Here is an 18,290-nt window from a genome sequence, read left to right on the forward strand (position 1 = left end):
TCGGCGGTGTCCGGGGTTGTTCCGAAACCCTGTGTGTCCCGGCCGCGTGGCCACGCGGCCGGGACTCCGCCGATCAGGTGAGCGGATCAGGTGGTCACGCCGCCGTCGACGACGAGGTCGTGGCCGACGACGAAGCTCGACTCGTCGGACGCCAGCCACAGCACGGCGGCCACGATCTCGTCCGTGGTCGCGACGCGGGCGATCGGAACCGTCGTGGCCAGCCGGGCGGCGCGATCGGCGTCGCTCTCCCCGGGGCGCAGCGACATGCCGGTGTCCGTGGCGCCGGGGCTCACCGCGTTGATGCGCACGTTGTCCTTGATGTGGTCCAGGGCGGCGACCCGGGTGAGGGTGCTCACCGCGGCCTTGGACGCGGCATAGGCGGCCATGCCGGGGCGGCGCCCGTGGTAGCCGATGTTGGACGCGGTGTTGACGATGACGCCGCCGCCGTTCGCCCGCATGTGCGCGATCTCCTGCTGCATGCCGATCAGGACGCCGTTCAGGTTGACGTCCAGCACGGACTGCCACACGGCCAGGTCCAGGTCGCCGACCGGGGTGGGCTTGCCGAAGACGCCGGCGTTGTTGTGGGCGACGTGCAGGCCGCCGTGACGCTCCACCGTGGTGCGCACCAGGCGCTCCATGTCCTCTGGCCGGGTGACGTCGGCGACGAGGGCGTCGGCGACGCCGCCGTCCTCCTCGACGAGTCGCACGGTCTCCTCGATGGGTTCCGGCCGCGACCCGGCGGCCACCACGGTGGCGCCCTCGCGGGCGAAGGCCCTGGCACTGGCCCGGCCGATGCCGGAGCCGGCCCCGGTGACGATGACGACCTTGTCCTTGAAACGGGCGGTCATGGGGGGTGCTCCTCGGTACATGTCGTGATGGATGGGAATTCAGGGTGCCCGAGCGGCGCAGGGGCCGGGGGCCGTCAGCCGCCGCCCCGGGTCGGGCCGGGGCGCAGCAGGACGAGCGCGCCCACCGCGGCGGCGGCGAAGGCCACGGCCGCGACGGTGAAGGCGAAGCCGTAGCCGGAGGTCAGGGCGGACGCCGTACCCGTCCCCGTGTGCACCAGGTCCGTGGTGCGTCCGGTGGCCAGCGTCACCAGGACGGCGAGACCGATGGCCGGCCCGGCCTCCAGGGCGGTGTTGACCACGGCGCCGGCGAGACCGGCCTGATCCCGCGGGACGTCGGTGGTCGCGGTGACGGTGGATCCGGCGAAGACCAGAGCCACCCCGGCGGGAAAGAGCACCAGCCCGGCCAGGACGGCGCCCACGTACGGGGTGTCCGTGCCGATCAGGCCCAGTGCCGCGAGCCCCAGTCCGGCGAGCAGCAGTCCCGCGACCAGCACCACGCGCGCGCCGAATCGCTGCACCAGCCTGCCCACGCACAGGCCGCTGACGACCAGGGTCAGACCGAAGGGCAGGAAGGCCGCCGACGTCTCCAGCGCGGAATAGCCCCGGACCTCCTGGAAGTACAGCGCGAGCATGAAGAAGATCGTGGTGATCCCGGCGGCGCCCAGGAAGACCGCCAGCAGCGCCGTCGCCCTGCGCGGGGAGGCGGGGAACGACAGCGGCAGCAGCGGCTGCGGCACCCGTGCCTCGGTGATGACGAACCCCAGCAGCAGCACACCGCCGGCGGTCAGGGTGGAGAGCGCCACCGGGGAGGTCCAGCCGCGCTCCGGCGCCTCCACCAGGCCGTAACTGAGCAGCGCGATCCCGGTGGTGACCAGGACCGCCCCGAGGACGTCCAGCCGGCCGGACCGGCCGGTCGCGCCCTCGGGGATCAGACGCGGGGCGGCGACGAGGGTCACCGCCGCCACCGCGGCGGGCACGACGAACGCCCAGCGCCAGGAGTTCGACGAGGCCACCACCCCGGACAGCAGCATCCCGGCGGTCCCGCCGGAGGCCGCGAGCCCGCCCCAGACCGCCATGGCCCGGGCGTGCCGCGCGGGCTCGGGGTGCAGGACGCTCACCAGCGCCATCGCGGCGGGTACGGCCAGTGCGGCACCCACCCCCTGGGCGAAGCGCGCCACCAGCAGCGTCCACAGCCCCGGGGACACCCCCGCCAGCACCGAGCTCACACCGAACACGCCGGTGCCGAGGAGGAACACCCGCCGGTTTCCGTACAGGTCGGACAACCGGCCGCCGAGCAGCAGCAGACCGCTGAACGACATGCCGTAGGAGGCCGAGAGCAGGGCGAGTTCGGCCCGGTCGAGTCCGAACTCGTGCTGGATGTCGGGGAGCACGACGTTGAGCACGCTCATGGCGAGGATGAGCACGAACTGGACCGACGCCAGCAGGGCGAAGGCCGCGCCTCTTCTCCTGTCGTGGGCCGCTTCGGGAGCCGTTCGGGGCGGCTTCGTCCGCTCCGCCGCGGTGACGTCACGCTGCTGCACGGCTCGCCTCACGTGTGGTCGGGAAGGGTGATGGACTGCGAGTGCCGGAAGGTGTTCCGGGGGTCGTACGCGGCCTTGATCCGCTGCAACCGCGGATAGTTGGCCTTGTAGTAGAGCGTGTACCAGGGCACGCCGGTGGTGTTGACCTTCGTGTCGGTGATGTCGGCGTCCGGATAGTTGATGTAGCAGCCGTCCGCCGCCGCGCCGGGCACCGGATAGCCACCGGTGGCCGAGAAGACCTCGCCGTACACGTCACGCACCCAGCCGATGTTCGCGGCGTCGTCGTCGGCACTCGACCAGAAGCTCTGGAACAGTCCCTTGAAGATCGAGTCCCGCTGCGCCGACACGGTCTCGCCGGAACCCACGGTGTTGATCTTCCCGCCGTACGACAGGAGGACGACCATGGAGGAGGGATTCTCCTGGTCGGTGCGCGTCAGGTGCCGGTACATCGCCGCGGCCTGTGCCGTGGTGACGTTCTTGCGCAGGTAGGCGGACTTGTGGTGGCCGCGCAGCGTCGGATTGGTCAGGGTCGGGTTGCTGGTGCCCAGCAGCTTGACCGAGTGCAGCCACGGAAGTCGCTGCGGCGTGAACAGGTCGGGCAGGGCGCCCAGTTCACCGACCGGCTCGGACATCGGGCGTACGGCCGCGTCGGACAGCGAAGAGGTGACCTCGGTGAGGAAGTCGGCGAGCACCTTCTCCGCGTCGGGGACGGTGGCGTCGATCTGCGTGAGCAGGCCGATGCTGCCGTTCGCCTGGTGGTTCATCATCAGGAAGCTGCACAGCGAGGCCGCGGCGGAGTCGGCGGAGCCGTTCGTCTCGTGCCAGGCGCCGAACTTCTGCACCAGCGACGTGAAGGCGTCCTTGTCCAACTCGCTCCAGGGCAGCGCGAGCGCGCTGACGAGGACTTCCTTCGGGGGCGCGGGCAGCAGCGCCGAGGGGTCGGTGCCGGTGGCACCGGGGCTGCGGAACCAGTACCGGGTGATGACACCGAAGTTGCCGCCGCCACCGCCGGTGTGCGCCCACCACAGGTCGCGGTTAGGGTCGGCGGCCTCGCGCGTCGCCACCACGCTGCGGGCCCTGCCGTTCGCGTCCACGACCACGACCTCGACCGCGTACAGGTGGTCGACGGTCAGGCCGTGCCGCCGGGACAGCATTCCGTAGCCGCCGCCGCTGATGTGGCCGCCCGCCCCCACCGAGTAGCACATGCCACCGGGGATGGTGACGCCCCAGCCCTTGAAGAGGGAGTCGTACACCTGGAGCAGCGTCGCTCCCGCGCCCACCTCGAAGGCCTTGCGCTTCTCGTCGTAGGCGACGGTGTCGAGGAGGGAGGTGTCGATGACCACTCGGACCTCGGGGTGGTAGACGAAGTCCGCGTAGCAGTGGCCGCCGCTGCGCACGGAGATCCGCTTGCCCGCGTCCACGGCCTGCTGAACGGCCCGCACCACCTGCTCGGTGGTCCGCACCAGCCGGACGGAATCGGGCCGGGCGACCCAGCGGGAGTTGTTGCCGACGACGAGATCGGCGTAGCGGGGATCGCCCGGAAGGACGGTGACGGCGTCGGAGTCGGCGGCGGTGGAGGTGGCCGTGGCTGCGGTGGCGGCGGCCGCCGTCGCGACGGGGCCGGTCTCCAGGGTCGTGGCGGCTATTGCGGCGGCCGTGCCGGCCAGGACGCTTCGTCTCTTCATGGAACTCGCGTTCTCTCTCTGTATCGGTGCAAGTTTTTGAGGCGCCAGTTTGTGAGGCGCCAGCTTTTGAGGTGCCAGCTTTTGAGGTGCGAGATTTTCGACATCCGTATGGTTCCGGTGCGCACGAGTGGTCATTTGCCCCAGGTGATGCCGAGCCGGAGGTTCTCCGCGAATTCCACGGTGCGGTCGACCGACCACGCGTCACCGACCGGTGCCGGATTACCGGGTCGCGCCGTATAACCGGCCTCCGAGAAGAACCTCTCGAATCCGCCAGGTGTGGTCACGACGTAGAAACGGGCGGTTTCGCTCTCCACCAGGTAGGAATGCGGTATGCCGCGCGGAAGGAACAGCACGCCGGCGCCGTTGACGACTTCGGTGCGGTCCGCGACGGTGAGGCGGACCTCCCCACCCTCGATGATGAAGATCTCGTCCTCGAGCGTGTGGGTGTGGCGCGGCGCGCGCTCTCCCCGCACCGCGCTGAAGTGCGTGATTCCCAAGGCGCCACCGGTCTCCTCGGCGGAGAGTTTCGTGGTGACCACCGACCCCTTCCCCCAGAGCCGGGATATCCCCTCGCCGTCCCGGCGAACCACCGGCGACCGTCCGTCGAGCCCTGCGGTCAAGGTCCCTCCAGAGAACGCTGCATTTACTCGCTCACCATTTCTCCGGGAGCCTCACACAAAGCCGTCGCCGGCTGCAACGCACACTGACTTAGTTTGTCAGGTGTCCCCCCACGACCTTCCGGAACACATGACGAGCCGATATGCAACCTCGCGCCGCATACTTTGTCAGGTGTCCACGACGTGATCACGCGGTGACTCAGCCGTTATATCCGCATGTACGAAATCTCAATTCCAGGCCCTAGAATTACGGCCACCCTTGACGACTCGTTCGACTGCTGGAGCGGAGGCAGTCATTGATCACCCGGCCGCGCTCGAAGCGCAGTGGCGTCCTGAACCAGCTCACGGCGGAGGGGGTCGGTCTCTGGCTGGACGACTACCACCGTGGCCGGCTGGCCGACGGCGGTCTGGAGAGACTGGTGGCCGGCGGCCTGCTGGGCGGTGTCGTCTCCCGGCCCGCGGCCGTCGCGCGCGCCATGTCGGACTCCACCGTCTACGGAGACCAGCTGAACCGGCTCTCGGGCACGGTCGCTTCGGCCGAAGACCGCGTCTACGCGATCCTCGCCGAGGACGCACGTGCGGCCTGCACCGCGCTGGAGCCGGTGTTCCGCGCGACGAAGGGCATGCACGGTTGGGTCTCCCTCGGCATCGCGCCCCGGCCGGCCGCGGACGCCGAGGCCATGGCCGACCACTCCGGGCGCCTCGCCCAGATCGACCACTCCGGACGCCTCACGGAGATTGACCACTCCGGACGGCTCGCGGAGATCGACCACTCCGAGCGCCTCGCGCAGATCGATCACTCCGGACGCCTCGCGCAGATCGATCACTCCGGACGCCTCGCGCAGATCGATCACTCCGAGCGCCTCGCGGAGATGGTCGACCACTCCAGGCGGCTCGCGGAGATGGTCGACCGCCCCAACGTACTGATCCGGATTCCCGTCGCGGGCAGGGGACTTGCCGCCGTCGGTGACGTGCTCGCCCACGGGGTCGCAGTGCACGTCACCTCCGTGTACTCCGTGCAGCGGTACGCCCAGGCGGTTGAGGCCTACTTCCACGGCCTGGAACGCGCCGCGGCCGGCGGTCACGCCGCGTCCGCCGTCGCCTCGCTCGTCTCCCTGGACATCGGCCGCCTCGACGCCCGCGTCGACGCCCTGCTCGACGGCTCGGCAGACCCCGGCGCCGCCACGCTGCGCGGACAGGCCGGGGTGGCCACCGCCCGGCTCGTCTACCGCCGCTACGAGGAGAGCCTCGGCTGTCCGCACTGGCGCTCACTGGTGGCCGAGGGCGCCCGCCCCCAGCGCCTGCTCTGGACCTCGGAGAACACGCCGGAATCCGCTCGGGCCGCGCTGGACCGGGTCGAACGGCTCATCGCCTGGATGACCTTGCACGCCCTGCCCCAGCCGGCGCTCGAGGCACTGAACCGCCGCGAGGGGTTCCACGGCGACACCCTCTCCGGTGAACACGGCGCGGCCTGCCGGGTGGTGGAGGCGCTCGGCGAGGTCGGTGTCGTCCTCGACTCGGTCGCGCGCGATCTGGAAGCCGCGGCGACCGCCTCCGAATGTGCCGCGTGGGACAGGCTCCTGACGGCGGTTCAGGCGGGCTGAGCCGCCGTTTCGGCGGGCCGGGCGCGCAGCCCACCCCGGTGCCCGGCGCCGTCGTACGCCTGCGCCGGCTCCTCGCCGGAACGGATCTCCACCAGGAAGTGCTCGACCACGTCTCCCCGGTCGACGAGGGTGAGCTTCCGGAGCACCCGCAGCCGCCGCCCCGTCTCCGCGGCGATCCGGCGCAGCCCCTCCATGTCCCCTCTGCTGCTGAAGTGCAGCAGGGCCCGGCCGTCCTTGGTCAGCCGGCGCGGCACCTCGTCCACATACCTGCGGTGTGTCTCGTATCCGGGATCCACATAGGCGCGTTCGAGGGGAGCCGCGAAGCGGTAGTCCTCCGGCGCGCGGACGTACGGCGAACTCCAGACGATGGTGTCGTACCGCTGCCCGGCGGGCAGGGCTTCGAAGAGATCGCTGCACACGGTCCGGACCCGGTCGGAGACCCCGTGCCGCCGTGCGTTGAGCGCCGCGTTCGCCACCGCGTCGGCGTGGATGTCGGAGGCGACGACCCGCTCGCAGCCCGCGAGGGCGGCGGTCACGGCGACGACTCCGGTGCCGCAGCCGATCTCCAGGAACGCGCCGCGCCAGGGGTACCCCGCGGGATCCGTGAGACCCAGCAGGTCCAGGACGATCTCGGTGGTGCCCGCGTGCAGCGGGGCGAAGACCGTGTCGAGCAGGTCCCACTCCCTTCCGCGCAGCGAGAAGACCCCGGGCCGGTGTTCCGGCCGCATGGACTCGCGGCTGCGTTCGAGCGATCGTAGATAACTCTTGATCTCGGACATCCCCCCGGCATTCCCTCTCTGTGTGTCGACGCCATCTGCGGCGTACCCCGTCACCGCTCGTGTCCTCGCGGTCACGGGTCAGAGTCGATCCTGCCGTGCCGTCCCGGACGGGCGACAGGTGATCCGGTCACACAACCCACCGGGGAGAGGGGTGGCCCGGCCACCCCCCGAGGGAACATTCATACGACTGTAGGAAGCAGGCGGTTGCAGCCGCAGGACCCCAACCTTTGGCTCGCAAAGGGTCAACGTGCCTGATCACAGGGGGAATGATGACGGGGGATCCGATGACGGGGAGGCTGATGCCGGCCGCCTCGCCGGATGCGATGTCCGTGCTGGAACTGCTCGCCGAGGGAGCGCCCGCCGCACGGTTCGAGGAACTGCTGGGCGCCGCCCGGGGCGAGGAGGCGTCCGAGGACACGCTCGCGCAGCTCGACCGGGCCGTCCGTCTGGCCGCACGCGTCCGGGCCCTGGTCGGCCACGCACAGCAACGGGAGGCCGGGCTCGCCGCGCTCGTCGACACCGCCCACGACCTCACCCTGGTGCACGGTATGGACGCGCTCCTGCGCGAGATCACCCGCCGGGCACGCCGGCTGCTGAACCTCGACATGGCCTACGTCGGACTGCGCGACGCGGGCGACGAGGGCCGGCCCGCCTTCATCCGCGCGGCAGAGGGCGAGACCACCTCGCGCAGCGTGGGCCTGAAGACCTCCGAGGACTCCGGCCTCGGCGGCCTCGTCCAGCGGAGCGGGGCCCCCGCCTGGAGCCCCGACTACCTGGCCGACCGGGACATTCCACACGCCCCCGACATCGACGCCGTCGTACGGGCCGAAGGCCTGCACGCCATCCTGGCGGTCCCGCTCGGCTACGGCACCACGGTCTTCGGCACCCTCTACGGCGCCGACCGGAAGATACGGCACTTCACACCGGACGAGATCAGCCTCATGCGCTCGCTCGGTCAGCTCGCCGGTGTCGTCATCGAACGCGCGCGGCTGCTGGAGGAGACCCGCGCCGAGGTGACCGAGCTGGAACTGGACACCTCCCGTGCCCGGAGCAGTCTCGACGTGCAGCGCCGCGTCGAGGCCGCCTACATCCGGTTGATCGACCTGGTGCTCAGCGGCTGCGATCCGCAGACCCTCGCCGAAGCGGCGGTCAGGGAACTGTCGGGGTCACTGGTGGTCAGGGACTGCGTCGGCCGCGTGGTCGTCATGACCGGTACGCCGCCCGAACTCGCCGAGGAAGACCTGCTCAGGTGGACCTACGACGCCCACGCCGCCGGCTGCCCGGTGCCCATGTCCGAGAGCGGCTGGGTCGCGCCGGTCACCGCCGGCGGCGAGAATCTCGGCGCCATCGTGCTGGTCCCCGACGAACCCCTCACGGACGGCTTCGGAGTGCGGTTGCTCCAGCTCACCGCGCGGGCGGTCGCCCTCATCCTGTTGCTGCAGCGCACCTCGGCAGTGGCCCACGACCAGATCCGTGACGAGCTGCTGGAGGAACTCCTCAGCGACATCCGGCCACAGCCGCGCCAGCTGGTCCCGAGGGCCCGCCGACTCGGCATCGCCATCGACGAACCGCATGTGATGGTGGTGGCCCGGCCCGAGGGAGGCCCAAAAGGCCGCGCCGGCGCGTGGGCGTCGTCGTACGCCCATCGCGTGTCCGGACTCACGAGACTCCGTGACGGCTGTGTGACGCTGCTGGTCCCCGGCGACGACCCACTCGCCGCGGCCACCGCGGTCTCCGAGGAGCTCGCGCCGCTCGTCGGCCATCCCGTCACGGTCGGGGCGGCCGGGCCGGTCTCGGGCCCGGCCCGGGTGGCACAGGCCCACCGCGAGGCGCTCAGCTGCCTGGAGGCGCTCACCGAGCTGGGCAACCTGGGTGGTCTCGCCACCCCGCAGCAGATGGGCTTCCTCGGTGTCCTGCTCTCCGAGACCCACGACATCGGCGAGTACGTCGAGTCCGTGATCGGCACCGTACTGGACTACGACACCCAGCGCTTCACCGAGCTGACCCGGACACTCGACGCCTATTTCGCCGCCTCTTCGAGCCCGACGCGCGCGGCCGCGAGCCTGCATGTCCACCCCAACACCGTGTCCAGGCGGCTGGAGCGCATCACCGAACTCCTCGGAACCGACTGGCAGGATCCCGATCGGGCCCTGGAGATCCAGCTCGCCCTCCGGCTGCACCACACCCGGCGCACTCTGCAGCACCGGCACTCGGTCCCCGGGGCGGCGGGGGACACCGGCGACCGGCCTCCCCAAGGCGCGGGCGCATAGGGGTCAGACGGAGAGGTCAGGCGAGGGAGTCAGACGGAGAGGACGGACGGGGACGGACGAAGGGGACAGACGAAGGGGACAGGCGGAGAGGTCAGGCGAAGGGGTCAGACGAAGGGCTCAGGCGGAGGGGCGAAGCATGCTGAAACGCGGCTCGTCCGACTCTCCCGCCCCCGCCGCCAGCACCGACGCGGCGTGAGCGACGGAGGCCAGGGTCATGTGGCGGTGCCAGCCCCGGAACGAGCGCCCCTCGAAGTCCCGGACGCCCACCCGCTCGCCGATCTGCTTCTCGTCCCGGGCGACCCGCTGCGCGAGCCACGTCAACCGCACCAGATCACCGACCGGTGCCGTCGCCGGGGCCGCGAGCCACAGGGCCGTCGGCGCCTCCCCCCGTTCGTGCCACTCTCCGATCAGCAACAGCTCGCCCCCGAAGCCCGGGCGGGTGAGCCGTACCCGGACCGCCGCCGCGAGCGTGGTGCGCCGCACCGCGCCCCCGGGGGTGTCCAGCCGGCGACGCAGCCCTTGCACGGACTCCATGATGTGGCGGGCCGGGATCGCTCCCGCCCGGTACCCGGGCATCGCGCGGTCCGCCACGATCAGCCGGGTGCCCCCGTCCACCCGGGCGAGCAGGGGAACCTGAGCCTCGGCGAAGGACCGGACGACCCCGCCGAGACCCGTGACGTGGGTGTCCAGCACGACGGAACGCCGCGGCGCTTCCCACCGGTGCGGCAGAGCCAGTGCCGTGGCGGTGGCGCACTCGTCCGGTGTCTCCGCGCGGGCACTGTCGGGAATCTCCGCCTTACGACGCCTGCGCGCGTCTTCGAGCCAGGGCTCGGGAAGATGCAGCCGCCAGTGGACGGGAACACTGATCCCCTCGGTCGCGGCCCAGGCTCCGAAGGCCAGCTGACCGTTGAGCACCTGTCCGTACTCCGGGGCGAACTGCCGCTCCACCCCCACCGAGTGCTCACCCGTCTTCGGAATGAACATCGGTCGTACGACCCAGGCCGGTGGTGTCAGCGCCCGCGTGACATGGCCGGCGAGGGCCTCGCGTATGGGCGCCCAGTCCCAGGTGGAACCACTGATGAAGTGGTGCAGGCTCTGCTCGGCCGCGGCCCCGCCGGCAAGTGTGGCGATGTTCCGGATCGACTTGCGTCCCTTCGCCGCCAGCAGGCCACGCAGATAGTGCCGCGCCCGCAGCCGCTGATCGCTGCGGCGCAGCGACGCGAAGAGCGCGGCGCTGAACTCGTCACCCGGATCGGTGACGTCGCGGGCGTGTTCCCGTATTCGGTAGCTGGAAAGGACTTGTGCGTTCACGTTTCCCCCATTCGCCAACTTCTCGGCTGTGCCTCAACATTGGCCGCTCACCCCCGACGACGGGAGGTGCACCGGGCACACACCTACGCGCGACGACGGTTACCGGACCACCCCTGGCCGGAGGCTTCCGCCGGGGGTGAGGGTGGGGGGTGGGTGCGGGGGTGGGCGCGGGCGCGAGGTGGCTTAGGCGCGTGTGCCGGTTCGGCCGCTCCCTGTGGCGCTGCCACGTGATCGCCTTCGGCGCCGGAAGCCACGGACCTCGGCAACGAGGACGAAGAGAGCCGACGATCATGAAACCGGACTGAGGCGTCAGCCTCGGCCCCACCACCCCCGCCTGATCCGCTAACCTGTCAGGGACCGCCCTCAGCGGTGGTCCGCATCCTTGCCGGAGCGCAGGTGAGTACGCACTCAGAGTACTCAGCACGCTTCACGCAAGGCCCCGCCTTCGTAGCTCAGGGGATAGAGCACCGCTCTCCTAAAGCGGGTGTCGCAGGTTCGAATCCTGCCGGGGGCACAACGCATTACCGCTCTGACCTGGGATTTCTCCCCCGGGAAGGGTTCCACTCGGCCTCGGACTCCTCGTCCGGGGCCGTTTGCGTGAGCGGTGCGCCTGCGGATGCCTCGCCCCCCGCAGGCGCTGCGGTCGGTTCGGCGGCATCCCGTCGCATGCATGCACGCGGCACGAGTCGCGCCGCCGCCTCGGCAATGGCGAGATCCGTCTCGGGAGCCAGGGCTCCCCGAGGCGCAGCCAGCGGGCTTGTATACGTGTCGGCCGTGACGGTGATCGAGGAGTGGCCGAGCATCTCCTGGGTGTCCTTCAGCTCGACTCCGGCCGCGTGGATGAGGGTCGCCGCGCTGTTGCGCAGGTGGAGCCGGATCGACGGGAGGCCGATCTCCTCGTACAGCTCGATGAAGCGGCGGGTGACATTGGCGGGATGGAGCAGTTTGCCGTTCTCCCGCGTGAAGACGCGTCCGGTCTCCGCCCAGGCGCTCCCCCAATCCTGGCGCCCCTTGTCCTGCTAGACGCGATGTTGCCGCAGGATCTCGACCGTGCCGGAAGTCCAGGACGACGGTACAGGTGCCGGCATCGGTCTTGGGGCGTCCTCGTACACCTCCCAGCCGTCCACGACGAGTTGCCTGGTGACGGTGAGGAGCCCGGCATCCAGATGCGTATCGGTCCACATCTGGAAGCACCCTCGCCGTTTCGTCCGCAAAGCGTGCAGCGCTGCTGGTGCGGCCGGGATGCCGAGCGCTCCTGATGGGGGGCAATTCCGTCCGCGGCCCGGGCAAGCCGGTCACAGGGGAGGCTGGGTGCGCTCCACATGGCGGGAACTCGCAGTAAAAATGGGCAGATTGCATGTTTGCCGACGGAAGGGCGATCGCCTGAAACCTCCTTGACAGGAGAATATTGCGCCATTGAGTATCGTCGTGCTTCTGCTGATCGGTAGAGGCTCAGTTGTGAACGAAGCAGGGGGTTCTCGAATGTCCGCGATCGTTTCCACGCTCAAGCACACGAAGTACGTCATGGGTTCTCTGGCGGCGGTGCTCTTCACGGCCTGCATCAGCTGACGCGAGGGTGGGGCGGGCGGCCGTGGCCGCCCGCCCCACCACGTCGACGGGGCCGGGGGGCGAGGGCGGGGGAAGGATCCATGTTCGACGCAGGGATACGGCAGTTCCGGATGGCGCTGGCCATGGTGCTCGGCCGTCCGATCAATGTGCGCTCCGCCGAACGGCTCGTCGAGGACGCGCTGGCGACACTCGCGGAGTTCGGCTCGCCCGGCGAGGACGTCGAACAGTTGCTGCGCGGCGCCGCTGCCGACCCGCAGATGCGCGCCGACCTCACCAACAAGGCGCTGCGCCGCACCGCGCAACGCCTCGCGGCGAAGTCGCCTTTCTACGCCGACCACTTCGCGGCAGCGGGTGTCGACCCGGCCGCACTGACCACCGAGAACATCGGCGCAGTGCCCGTCACTACCAAGACCGACCTGGTCAAGCGGTCCCGCGACTTCCTGTGCGGCGAGCCCTTCCTCGCTTCCCGGACCACCGGGACGACAGGCCGGCCCACCGAGATCTGGTACTCCCGCTACGAAGAGCGCCTGTGGCCTGCGCTCGTCGCCCTCTCCCAGGTGCTGCGCGGCGGCGTCCGCACCACCGACCTGGTCCAGTTCAACGTCAGCTCCCGTGCGACCGGCACGATGTACGCGGAGATGCAGGTCGCCCGCTTGACGGGAGCGTCGATCCGGATGGTGGGCCTGATACCGCCCGCGGAGACGCTGGACCTCACGGCGGGCACCGACGAATCGGCGCCGACCCTGATGGTCACCTACCCCAGCTATCTGGGGCAGCTGACCCGACTTGCTCGCGAACGGGGACTCGGCCCCGCGGACTTCCGGCTGCGCAGCATCAATGTCGGCAGCGAAGTGCTCTCACCCGCCCTCGCGGCCGCCGCCGAGGAGACCTTCGGCGCCACCGTCCACGACCTCTACGGTATGACCGAGGTGATGCCGGTGGCGGGCGCGATCTGCCGGCAGCGGCACCTCCACATCGACGCGGGCATCGGCCTGGTGGAGGTGTGCGACCTCGACACCGGAAGGAAAGCCGCGCCCGAAGCGCTCGGCACAATCGTCGCCACTCCCTTCTTCCCCTACCGGGAGTGCATGCCGCTCTTCCGCTACGACACCCGGGACCTGGTGCGGCAGCTGCCCGACACACCGCTCACCTGCGAGATGGCGAACGTGCCGGCGACCTCGCACATCCTCGGCAAGGCGGACCATGTGCTGCGCACCCAGGATGGCCCGGTGACCCCGCGCGAGGTCATCGAGGTCCTCGACGCACTGCCCGGCGCGCGCTGGCCGATGCGCTACCGCACCGACGTGGTGGACGGCCGGCTGCATGTGGACGTGGCCGCTTCCTCGGTGCCGGAGACGAGCGGCATCGCGCGTCATTTCGCCGAGGCGGGCATCGCCGCCACCGTCGACGTCGTACCGGTGGAAGGACCTGAGCTGCGGCGCTACCGCTGCGATCTGGTCGAGACCAGCTTCGCCTACGCCGGGCGGGCCTCATGACCGTCGCACAGAGCGTGTTCTTCGTCTTCGTGACGCTCGCCATCGCCCTGGGTGTCTCGCTCGCCTCGGTCGCCTACTTCCGGCGGGTCACGCTGCCCCGCCCGGCCGTCGGCGCCTTCAACGGCAATGACATGGTCATCATGATGGGCTTCGTCATCGCACTGCCCTTCCTCTATCTCTCCCTTCCGGGCTGGCTGCTGCCGCCCGTGCTGGGGCTGACGCTGGCCGGTGGTCTCGCGGTCGGTTACGGGCCCGTCGTCCGGCGGGGTCTGGTGAGGTGGTCGCTCATCGTCGCTCTGCTGGCCGCCGACTGGCTCGCCGCGCGCACCGCCGAGGACGATCCCACCCACGCTCTGCCGTATTGGCTGGTCAACAGCGTGGTCATCATGATGATGGCGGTCGGCGCCGCCAACCTCAACGCACAGGGCGGCTTGAAGCTGCGGCACGTCTCCCGCTTCGCGCTGGCGCTCGCCGCGTATGACCTCTTCTTCGCCACCGTCGTGCCGCTCACCCAGAAACTTTTCGGCGCTGTGCAGGGCTACGCCTTCGCACCGTCGGCCGGGCTGCGCATGGGCGAGTTCGGTGCCGTCCTGGGCATGGGCGACCTCCTTGTGTACGCCCTCTTCACCACCGTGGCCTACAAGGCGTACGGACGTTCGGGGCTGGCCTTGGCTCTTGGGCTGGTCGCCGTGTTCGGCGCGCTCGGACCGACGCTGACGCCCATCACGGTCGAGGCGCTCACCGGACATCTTCCGGAGGTCGTGCCGGCGCAGATCTTCTTCGGCCCGGCCGCCTTCTTCGGGTACGTCGTGCTGCGGCGGCGCGGCCCGGAACGGCGCATGGCCGATGTCCGGCCGCCCGCGCGGCTCGCGACAGCCCATGGACAGCCGGGGGCAGCGAGCCCCCGCAATCGCCCGTGAGCCGTCAAGGACCTTCGGAGCCGAGTCCGGCCTGGGGCTGATGCGCAGGCTGTGGCGATCGGCTCGCTTGCCGCCGGGCACCCTTCCTGGCATTGATCCAGTCGTCACGGAAGTTGCTCCGCCGCAGCCGACCGCCCTGAGGACCGAAAAAGACGTGCCCGTCACGACCACGCCCGGCGAAGGCGTCGAGATGCCGCTTCACGTCCGGCAGGAGCTCGGTCGGGAAGGCCACCGGCCGGACACCGGCATCAGACTTCGGCGCCTTGTCAAAGAGAGCTCCCGTTTGCATTTCAGCCTGTGAGCGCCGGACCATGAGTGCCGCATTCTCCGTGTCGACGTCGCGCCGGCGGAGCGATGCCAGCTCCCCGAACCGCAAGCCCGTGATGGCCGCCAGGAGGACAAGGAGCCGATAGCGCGGGGCGATCGAGTCGGCCACGGCGAAGACCTCGGCCACCGTGAGGACGGGACGTTCCGGCACGTCGTATTGGTCAGCGCCCTTGATGCGGCACGGGTTGCGCCGGATCAGCTCATCGTCAACGGCCGTGTTCAGGATCGCCCGCAGGATCTGATACGCCTTCACCACTGTCGGCTCACCGGTCCGGGTCAGGCACTCCGTCCGCCAGGCCCGGACACGAGCCGTCGTGATCGAAGGCAAGGGCCGCTCACCGAAGTGGACGCCCGTCCCGAGCGCTTCCGCGACCTCCTGAACGGTCAGAAGCCGATCCATGGTCACCGCTCCCCCTCGGTGAGCGAGGGTGAGCGTGGTGGTCTCGCTCTCTTCGGCCAGGTCGGGCAGGCACAGGGAGCGGCGTTGCTGCTGCGTGCGGTAGTCGGCGCGGACCTGGCGCAGGGCGCCGAGGGTGGTCGAGTAGCGGCGGGACTTCGGGGAGAAGTGGCAGCGGAAGCCGAGCATGTGGGCCCAGTCCCGAAGCTTTCGGTCCGGGTAGAGCGCGTGGAGGTCGAGGCAGGCTTCGATCAGCCGACGCGGGTGATCCGGGACGCCGAGCATCACCAGAGCTTCCTTATTGCCGATCCGGCGGTCGCGGTACGTCCTGGACGGAAAGCCCGTGTTGCTGGCTACCAGCTATCTCCCGACGTCAGTGGTGGGAGGTTCTACCATCACGCAGGCGGATTCGGGAGGAGGCGGGATCTATGCCCGCCTCGCCGAACTCGGCTACAAGCAAGTGCACTTCCGCGAAGAGATCCGCTCTCGCATGTCCACGAAGCACAAGGCGACGCAGTTGAGCATCTCCTCCGGTACGCCGGTCCTACCCATCTGCCGAACCGCGTTCGCGGACGAAGGACGCCCCGTCGAGATCAACGAAATGACACTCGATGCCGCCTCCTACATCCTGGTGTATGACTTCGACGCCTGACGGGTCAGCGTTGGCACCCGGCAACAGACGGCCGGTCGTTTCCACGGTGAGCGCAGTTTGCCCATTTCAGGCTTTACGTGTCGAGCGGGCGCCAGGCGCTGCTAGCGTCCGCGCATGGTGAACATTCGGATCGGCTTCCCCGGGATCTCCGTCGGGGTGGAAAACATCACTCTCCCAGCGTGGCGGAAGAAGAGGACCGATCCTGCTGGGCCCTTCCTGATCATCTCGCGCGACTGCGGGCTGGCGCTTGACACGGCGTGGCGTAACCAACCAGGGCAAGCACCCCACTTGTGGTCACCACATGCAGAGAGACAACAACTGTGGTTTCTTCGGCCAAGTGGGGTGCCAGGCGAAGTACTCATTGTTTCGGCGGATAACGGACTCGCGCTCGACTCCACACGCGACTCTCAGAAGCCTGACCTGTTGATGTGGGAGCCTCACGCCGAAGCCCACCAGCGCTGGCGGTTGAACAAATCGCCCGACGGAGCAGCGTTCGAAGTCGAGGGAGTGCACAGCCGACGGCTCCTGACAGCCGGCGAGGAGTTTGAGCCCAGCTGGAAGCCATGGTTTGACGACCGCCGGTTCGCCAGGGCTCAACAGTGGCTATTTGCTCTTCCACATGGCGGCGACCCGACTACGGGATGAGCGGACGACGCCACTTCCACAACAGTCAGTTCCCTTCCCTGCCGACGCCAACGCCAACGCCAACGCCAACGTCGGGCTTACCTGCCAACCACCATGATTGCGCGCAACCGAGCCAGGGAGCTTTGGGCACCGAGCTGTTACAGGTTTCTCTACCTCATCAAGTGCCCGCGCAAGCGCGGGCTGGCCCCTGGGGCTCGACCCCTCTGCGCCTTCGGCGCCGGGGTCGGCCCCTGGGGCCGCAGCAAGCGACGGCCCATGAGTAGAGACCCGGACACGGAGTGGGCCCGGTCAGAACGTGCCTCCGGCGGGGGCGCTCAGGCTCCGAGATGGAGGGGGCGCCGTTCGCGGGTGCCAGCCGAGTGTGGCGTGCGCGGGGTGCTTCCATCCCGTCCGCCATCGACCCAGGCAGAGCCGAGCAGTCGCGGCCCAGGGCGTCCAGGTCGTTCGTACAGTGGCGCGCTCCACCTGGACGCCCTGAACCACGCCCGCTCCACGGTGTGTGGGCCGACGGCAGACGGGATGCAAGCTGGGGCGAGTGGTGGGTTAGGCAGTGAGTCGGCGGCGCCGCGGTTCACAGTTGGCCAGGCCGAGCAACCAACCGCCGAAGAACCCGACAACACCGCCGGACACTTTCACTGCCAAGCTGTGGTGTGGCGTGCTGGTCACGGAGTCGCTAACGAGAAACGTGATGATCCCGGCAGCGAGGGTCAGTTGTCCCCAACCGAACACGACCGGACGGCGGACATCGCTTCGGTACCACGCCGGCATCCAGCCCCGGCCAAGGGTGGCGACTCCCCCGACGATCAGCACCGACGCGAAGACCACGTCCACACATTGCCAAAACATGATCGGCCTCCACTTCGGAGCGGGATTTTGGCACACTCCTGGCAAATTGCCCAGCAGACCGCACACGGCCCATGCCCCGCCCGCAGCGGACGTGCCCCTTGCGTGCCCGTTCGGTCGGGAAACCGCGGGGAGTCACGGTCGCTGGCGGACAAGGCTCACGGGAACGGCCCCTGACCGAGTTACCTGGTCAGGAGCCGTTCACCTGCGGTGGGTGTGGGATTTGAACCCACGGTGACTCGCGCCACGACGGTTTTCAAGACTGCGTGCAGGACACGGCTTGCCGACGCAGCCCCCATGCCCTGAACCGGCCACTCACGAAGATGCCGACGCCGGCGGACAGCGCAATCAACACGACGGAGGCCCCGCCCTCCACTGTGACGTGGCGCCCCTGAGGCGCCGATGCCACCAGAAGAGCGCTGATCCCGGCGAAAGTCGCGGCGGCTACGGCAAGGAAGATCGCCATTTCGGCCCACCACATTGCCTGCGTCGGTCGAGTCGTCATGGCGTAGTTGTACCTCACGCCTTCCTCTCGTACAGCAGCGAGGTACAGCAACCATCGCGACCGGGACCAACCGCGAGCAGACCCGCATGACCGTCTGACCAGCCGAGCAGACCACAGCGACCGTCGCGCCCATAGTTCGCATCGAGGGGCACCCCACGACACGCCGCCCGGGCCGCCTGTGGGCCGTCCGACGGCGATCAACGATGACAGAAGACGACAGTTGCCGACAGTTCTCCCTCAGCTCAGCGGGGCAAATCGAGCATCTCCGCAGGTGCCGACTC

The 18,290-nt window shown here is 69.6% G+C and carries 14 protein-coding genes, 2 tRNA genes and 2 pseudogenes; 7 read left to right on the forward strand and 11 right to left on the reverse strand.

Annotated features, from left to right (window positions below; genetic code table 11):
- Positions 1-86 precede the first annotated feature (86 nt).
- The 4 genes from ABZ642_RS19660 to ABZ642_RS19675 form a co-directional block, all read right to left on the reverse strand.
- Positions 87-848 carry a glucose 1-dehydrogenase gene (locus tag ABZ642_RS19660; protein ID WP_360485225.1) on the reverse strand — a complete coding sequence of 254 codons (762 nt, stop codon included), beginning with the start codon at positions 846-848 and terminating at the stop codon, positions 87-89.
- Between the two features lie 74 nt (positions 849-922).
- A complete protein-coding gene (locus ABZ642_RS19665) occupies positions 923-2,389 on the reverse strand; it encodes an MFS transporter (RefSeq protein WP_360485227.1) in 1,467 nt (488 codons plus the stop codon).
- Positions 2,390-2,397: 8 nt separating this feature from the next.
- Positions 2,398-4,074, reverse strand: coding sequence for an FAD-binding oxidoreductase (locus ABZ642_RS19670; protein WP_360485230.1), 1,677 nt, complete (start codon positions 4,072-4,074; stop codon positions 2,398-2,400).
- A 131-nt stretch (positions 4,075-4,205) separates the two neighbouring features.
- Positions 4,206-4,694 carry a cupin domain-containing protein gene (locus tag ABZ642_RS19675; protein ID WP_360485233.1) on the reverse strand — a complete coding sequence of 163 codons (489 nt, stop codon included), beginning with the start codon at positions 4,692-4,694 and terminating at the stop codon, positions 4,206-4,208.
- Between the two features lie 293 nt (positions 4,695-4,987).
- Between ABZ642_RS19675 and ABZ642_RS19680 the strand changes: the two genes are divergently transcribed.
- Positions 4,988-6,295 carry a transaldolase family protein gene (locus ABZ642_RS19680; protein WP_360485235.1) on the forward strand — a complete coding sequence of 436 codons (1,308 nt, stop codon included), beginning with the start codon at positions 4,988-4,990 and terminating at the stop codon, positions 6,293-6,295.
- Here the strand turns inward: ABZ642_RS19680 and ABZ642_RS19685 are convergent.
- Complete coding sequence (locus ABZ642_RS19685) at positions 6,283-7,074, reverse strand: class I SAM-dependent methyltransferase (protein ID WP_360485238.1); 792 nt, start codon at positions 7,072-7,074, stop codon at positions 6,283-6,285. The genes ABZ642_RS19680 and ABZ642_RS19685 overlap by 13 nt on opposite strands.
- 284 nt (positions 7,075-7,358) lie before the next feature.
- On the opposite strand from ABZ642_RS19685, the gene ABZ642_RS19690 reads away from it, so the two are divergent.
- The gene (locus ABZ642_RS19690) at positions 7,359-9,344 is read left to right on the forward strand and encodes a helix-turn-helix domain-containing protein (RefSeq protein ID WP_360485241.1); all 1,986 of its coding nucleotides are present in this window, start codon (positions 7,359-7,361) and stop codon (positions 9,342-9,344) included.
- A 117-nt stretch (positions 9,345-9,461) separates the two neighbouring features.
- Here the strand turns inward: ABZ642_RS19690 and ABZ642_RS19695 are convergent, their stop codons facing one another.
- On the reverse strand, positions 9,462-10,655 hold the full coding sequence (locus ABZ642_RS19695) for a transposase (protein WP_360485244.1): 1,194 nt from the start codon (positions 10,653-10,655) through the stop codon (positions 9,462-9,464).
- A gap of 441 nt (positions 10,656-11,096) precedes the next feature.
- Here ABZ642_RS19695 and ABZ642_RS19700 point away from each other — a divergent pair.
- Positions 11,097-11,169: transfer RNA gene (locus ABZ642_RS19700), tRNA-Arg, on the forward strand.
- Between the two features lie 7 nt (positions 11,170-11,176).
- Here the strand turns inward: ABZ642_RS19700 and ABZ642_RS19705 are convergent.
- Together ABZ642_RS19705 and ABZ642_RS19710 are read right to left on the reverse strand one after the other, a co-directional pair.
- Positions 11,177-11,614 (reverse strand): annotated as a pseudogene (locus ABZ642_RS19705) (hypothetical protein); the annotation flags it as partial.
- 60 nt (positions 11,615-11,674) lie between these two features.
- Positions 11,675-11,839: a hypothetical protein gene (locus ABZ642_RS19710; protein ID WP_360485247.1), complete on the reverse strand. Its 165-nt coding sequence runs from the start codon at positions 11,837-11,839 to the stop codon at positions 11,675-11,677.
- Between the two features lie 465 nt (positions 11,840-12,304).
- Between ABZ642_RS19710 and ABZ642_RS19715 the strand changes: the two genes are divergently transcribed.
- Positions 12,305-13,720, forward strand: a complete 1,416-nt coding sequence (locus ABZ642_RS19715; RefSeq protein ID WP_089102130.1) for an AMP-binding protein — start codon at positions 12,305-12,307, stop codon at positions 13,718-13,720.
- On the forward strand, positions 13,717-14,640 hold the full coding sequence (locus ABZ642_RS19720) for a hypothetical protein (RefSeq protein ID WP_360485250.1): 924 nt from the start codon (positions 13,717-13,719) through the stop codon (positions 14,638-14,640). The genes ABZ642_RS19715 and ABZ642_RS19720 overlap by 4 nt, the downstream gene beginning before the upstream one ends.
- A 4-nt stretch (positions 14,641-14,644) precedes the next feature.
- On the opposite strand, the gene ABZ642_RS19725 is transcribed toward ABZ642_RS19720, so the two are convergent.
- The gene (locus ABZ642_RS19725; RefSeq protein WP_360485253.1) at positions 14,645-15,652 is read right to left on the reverse strand and encodes a site-specific integrase; all 1,008 of its coding nucleotides are present in this window, start codon (positions 15,650-15,652) and stop codon (positions 14,645-14,647) included.
- A gap of 13 nt (positions 15,653-15,665) precedes the next feature.
- Here ABZ642_RS19725 and ABZ642_RS19730 point away from each other — a divergent pair.
- Positions 15,666-16,016 (forward strand): annotated as a pseudogene (locus ABZ642_RS19730) (UTRA domain-containing protein); the annotation flags it as partial.
- 114 nt (positions 16,017-16,130) lie between these two features.
- The gene (locus ABZ642_RS19735) at positions 16,131-16,661 is read left to right on the forward strand and encodes an RICIN domain-containing protein (RefSeq protein WP_360485256.1); all 531 of its coding nucleotides are present in this window, start codon (positions 16,131-16,133) and stop codon (positions 16,659-16,661) included.
- Positions 16,662-17,715: 1,054 nt separating this feature from the next.
- Here ABZ642_RS19735 and ABZ642_RS19740 read toward each other — a convergent pair.
- Both ABZ642_RS19740 and ABZ642_RS19745 read right to left on the reverse strand, forming a co-directional pair.
- Positions 17,716-17,801, reverse strand: a tRNA-Ser gene (locus tag ABZ642_RS19740).
- Entirely contained in the window at positions 17,761-18,009 is a 249-nt protein-coding gene (locus tag ABZ642_RS19745; RefSeq protein WP_360485259.1) for a hypothetical protein, read from the reverse strand. Before ABZ642_RS19745 ends, ABZ642_RS19740 begins: the two co-directional genes overlap by 41 nt.
- Positions 18,010-18,290: the final 281 nt, after the last annotated feature.

The organism is Streptomyces sp. NPDC007157 (assembly GCF_040634235.1).
Lineage (GTDB): Bacteria > Actinomycetota > Actinomycetes > Streptomycetales > Streptomycetaceae > Streptomyces.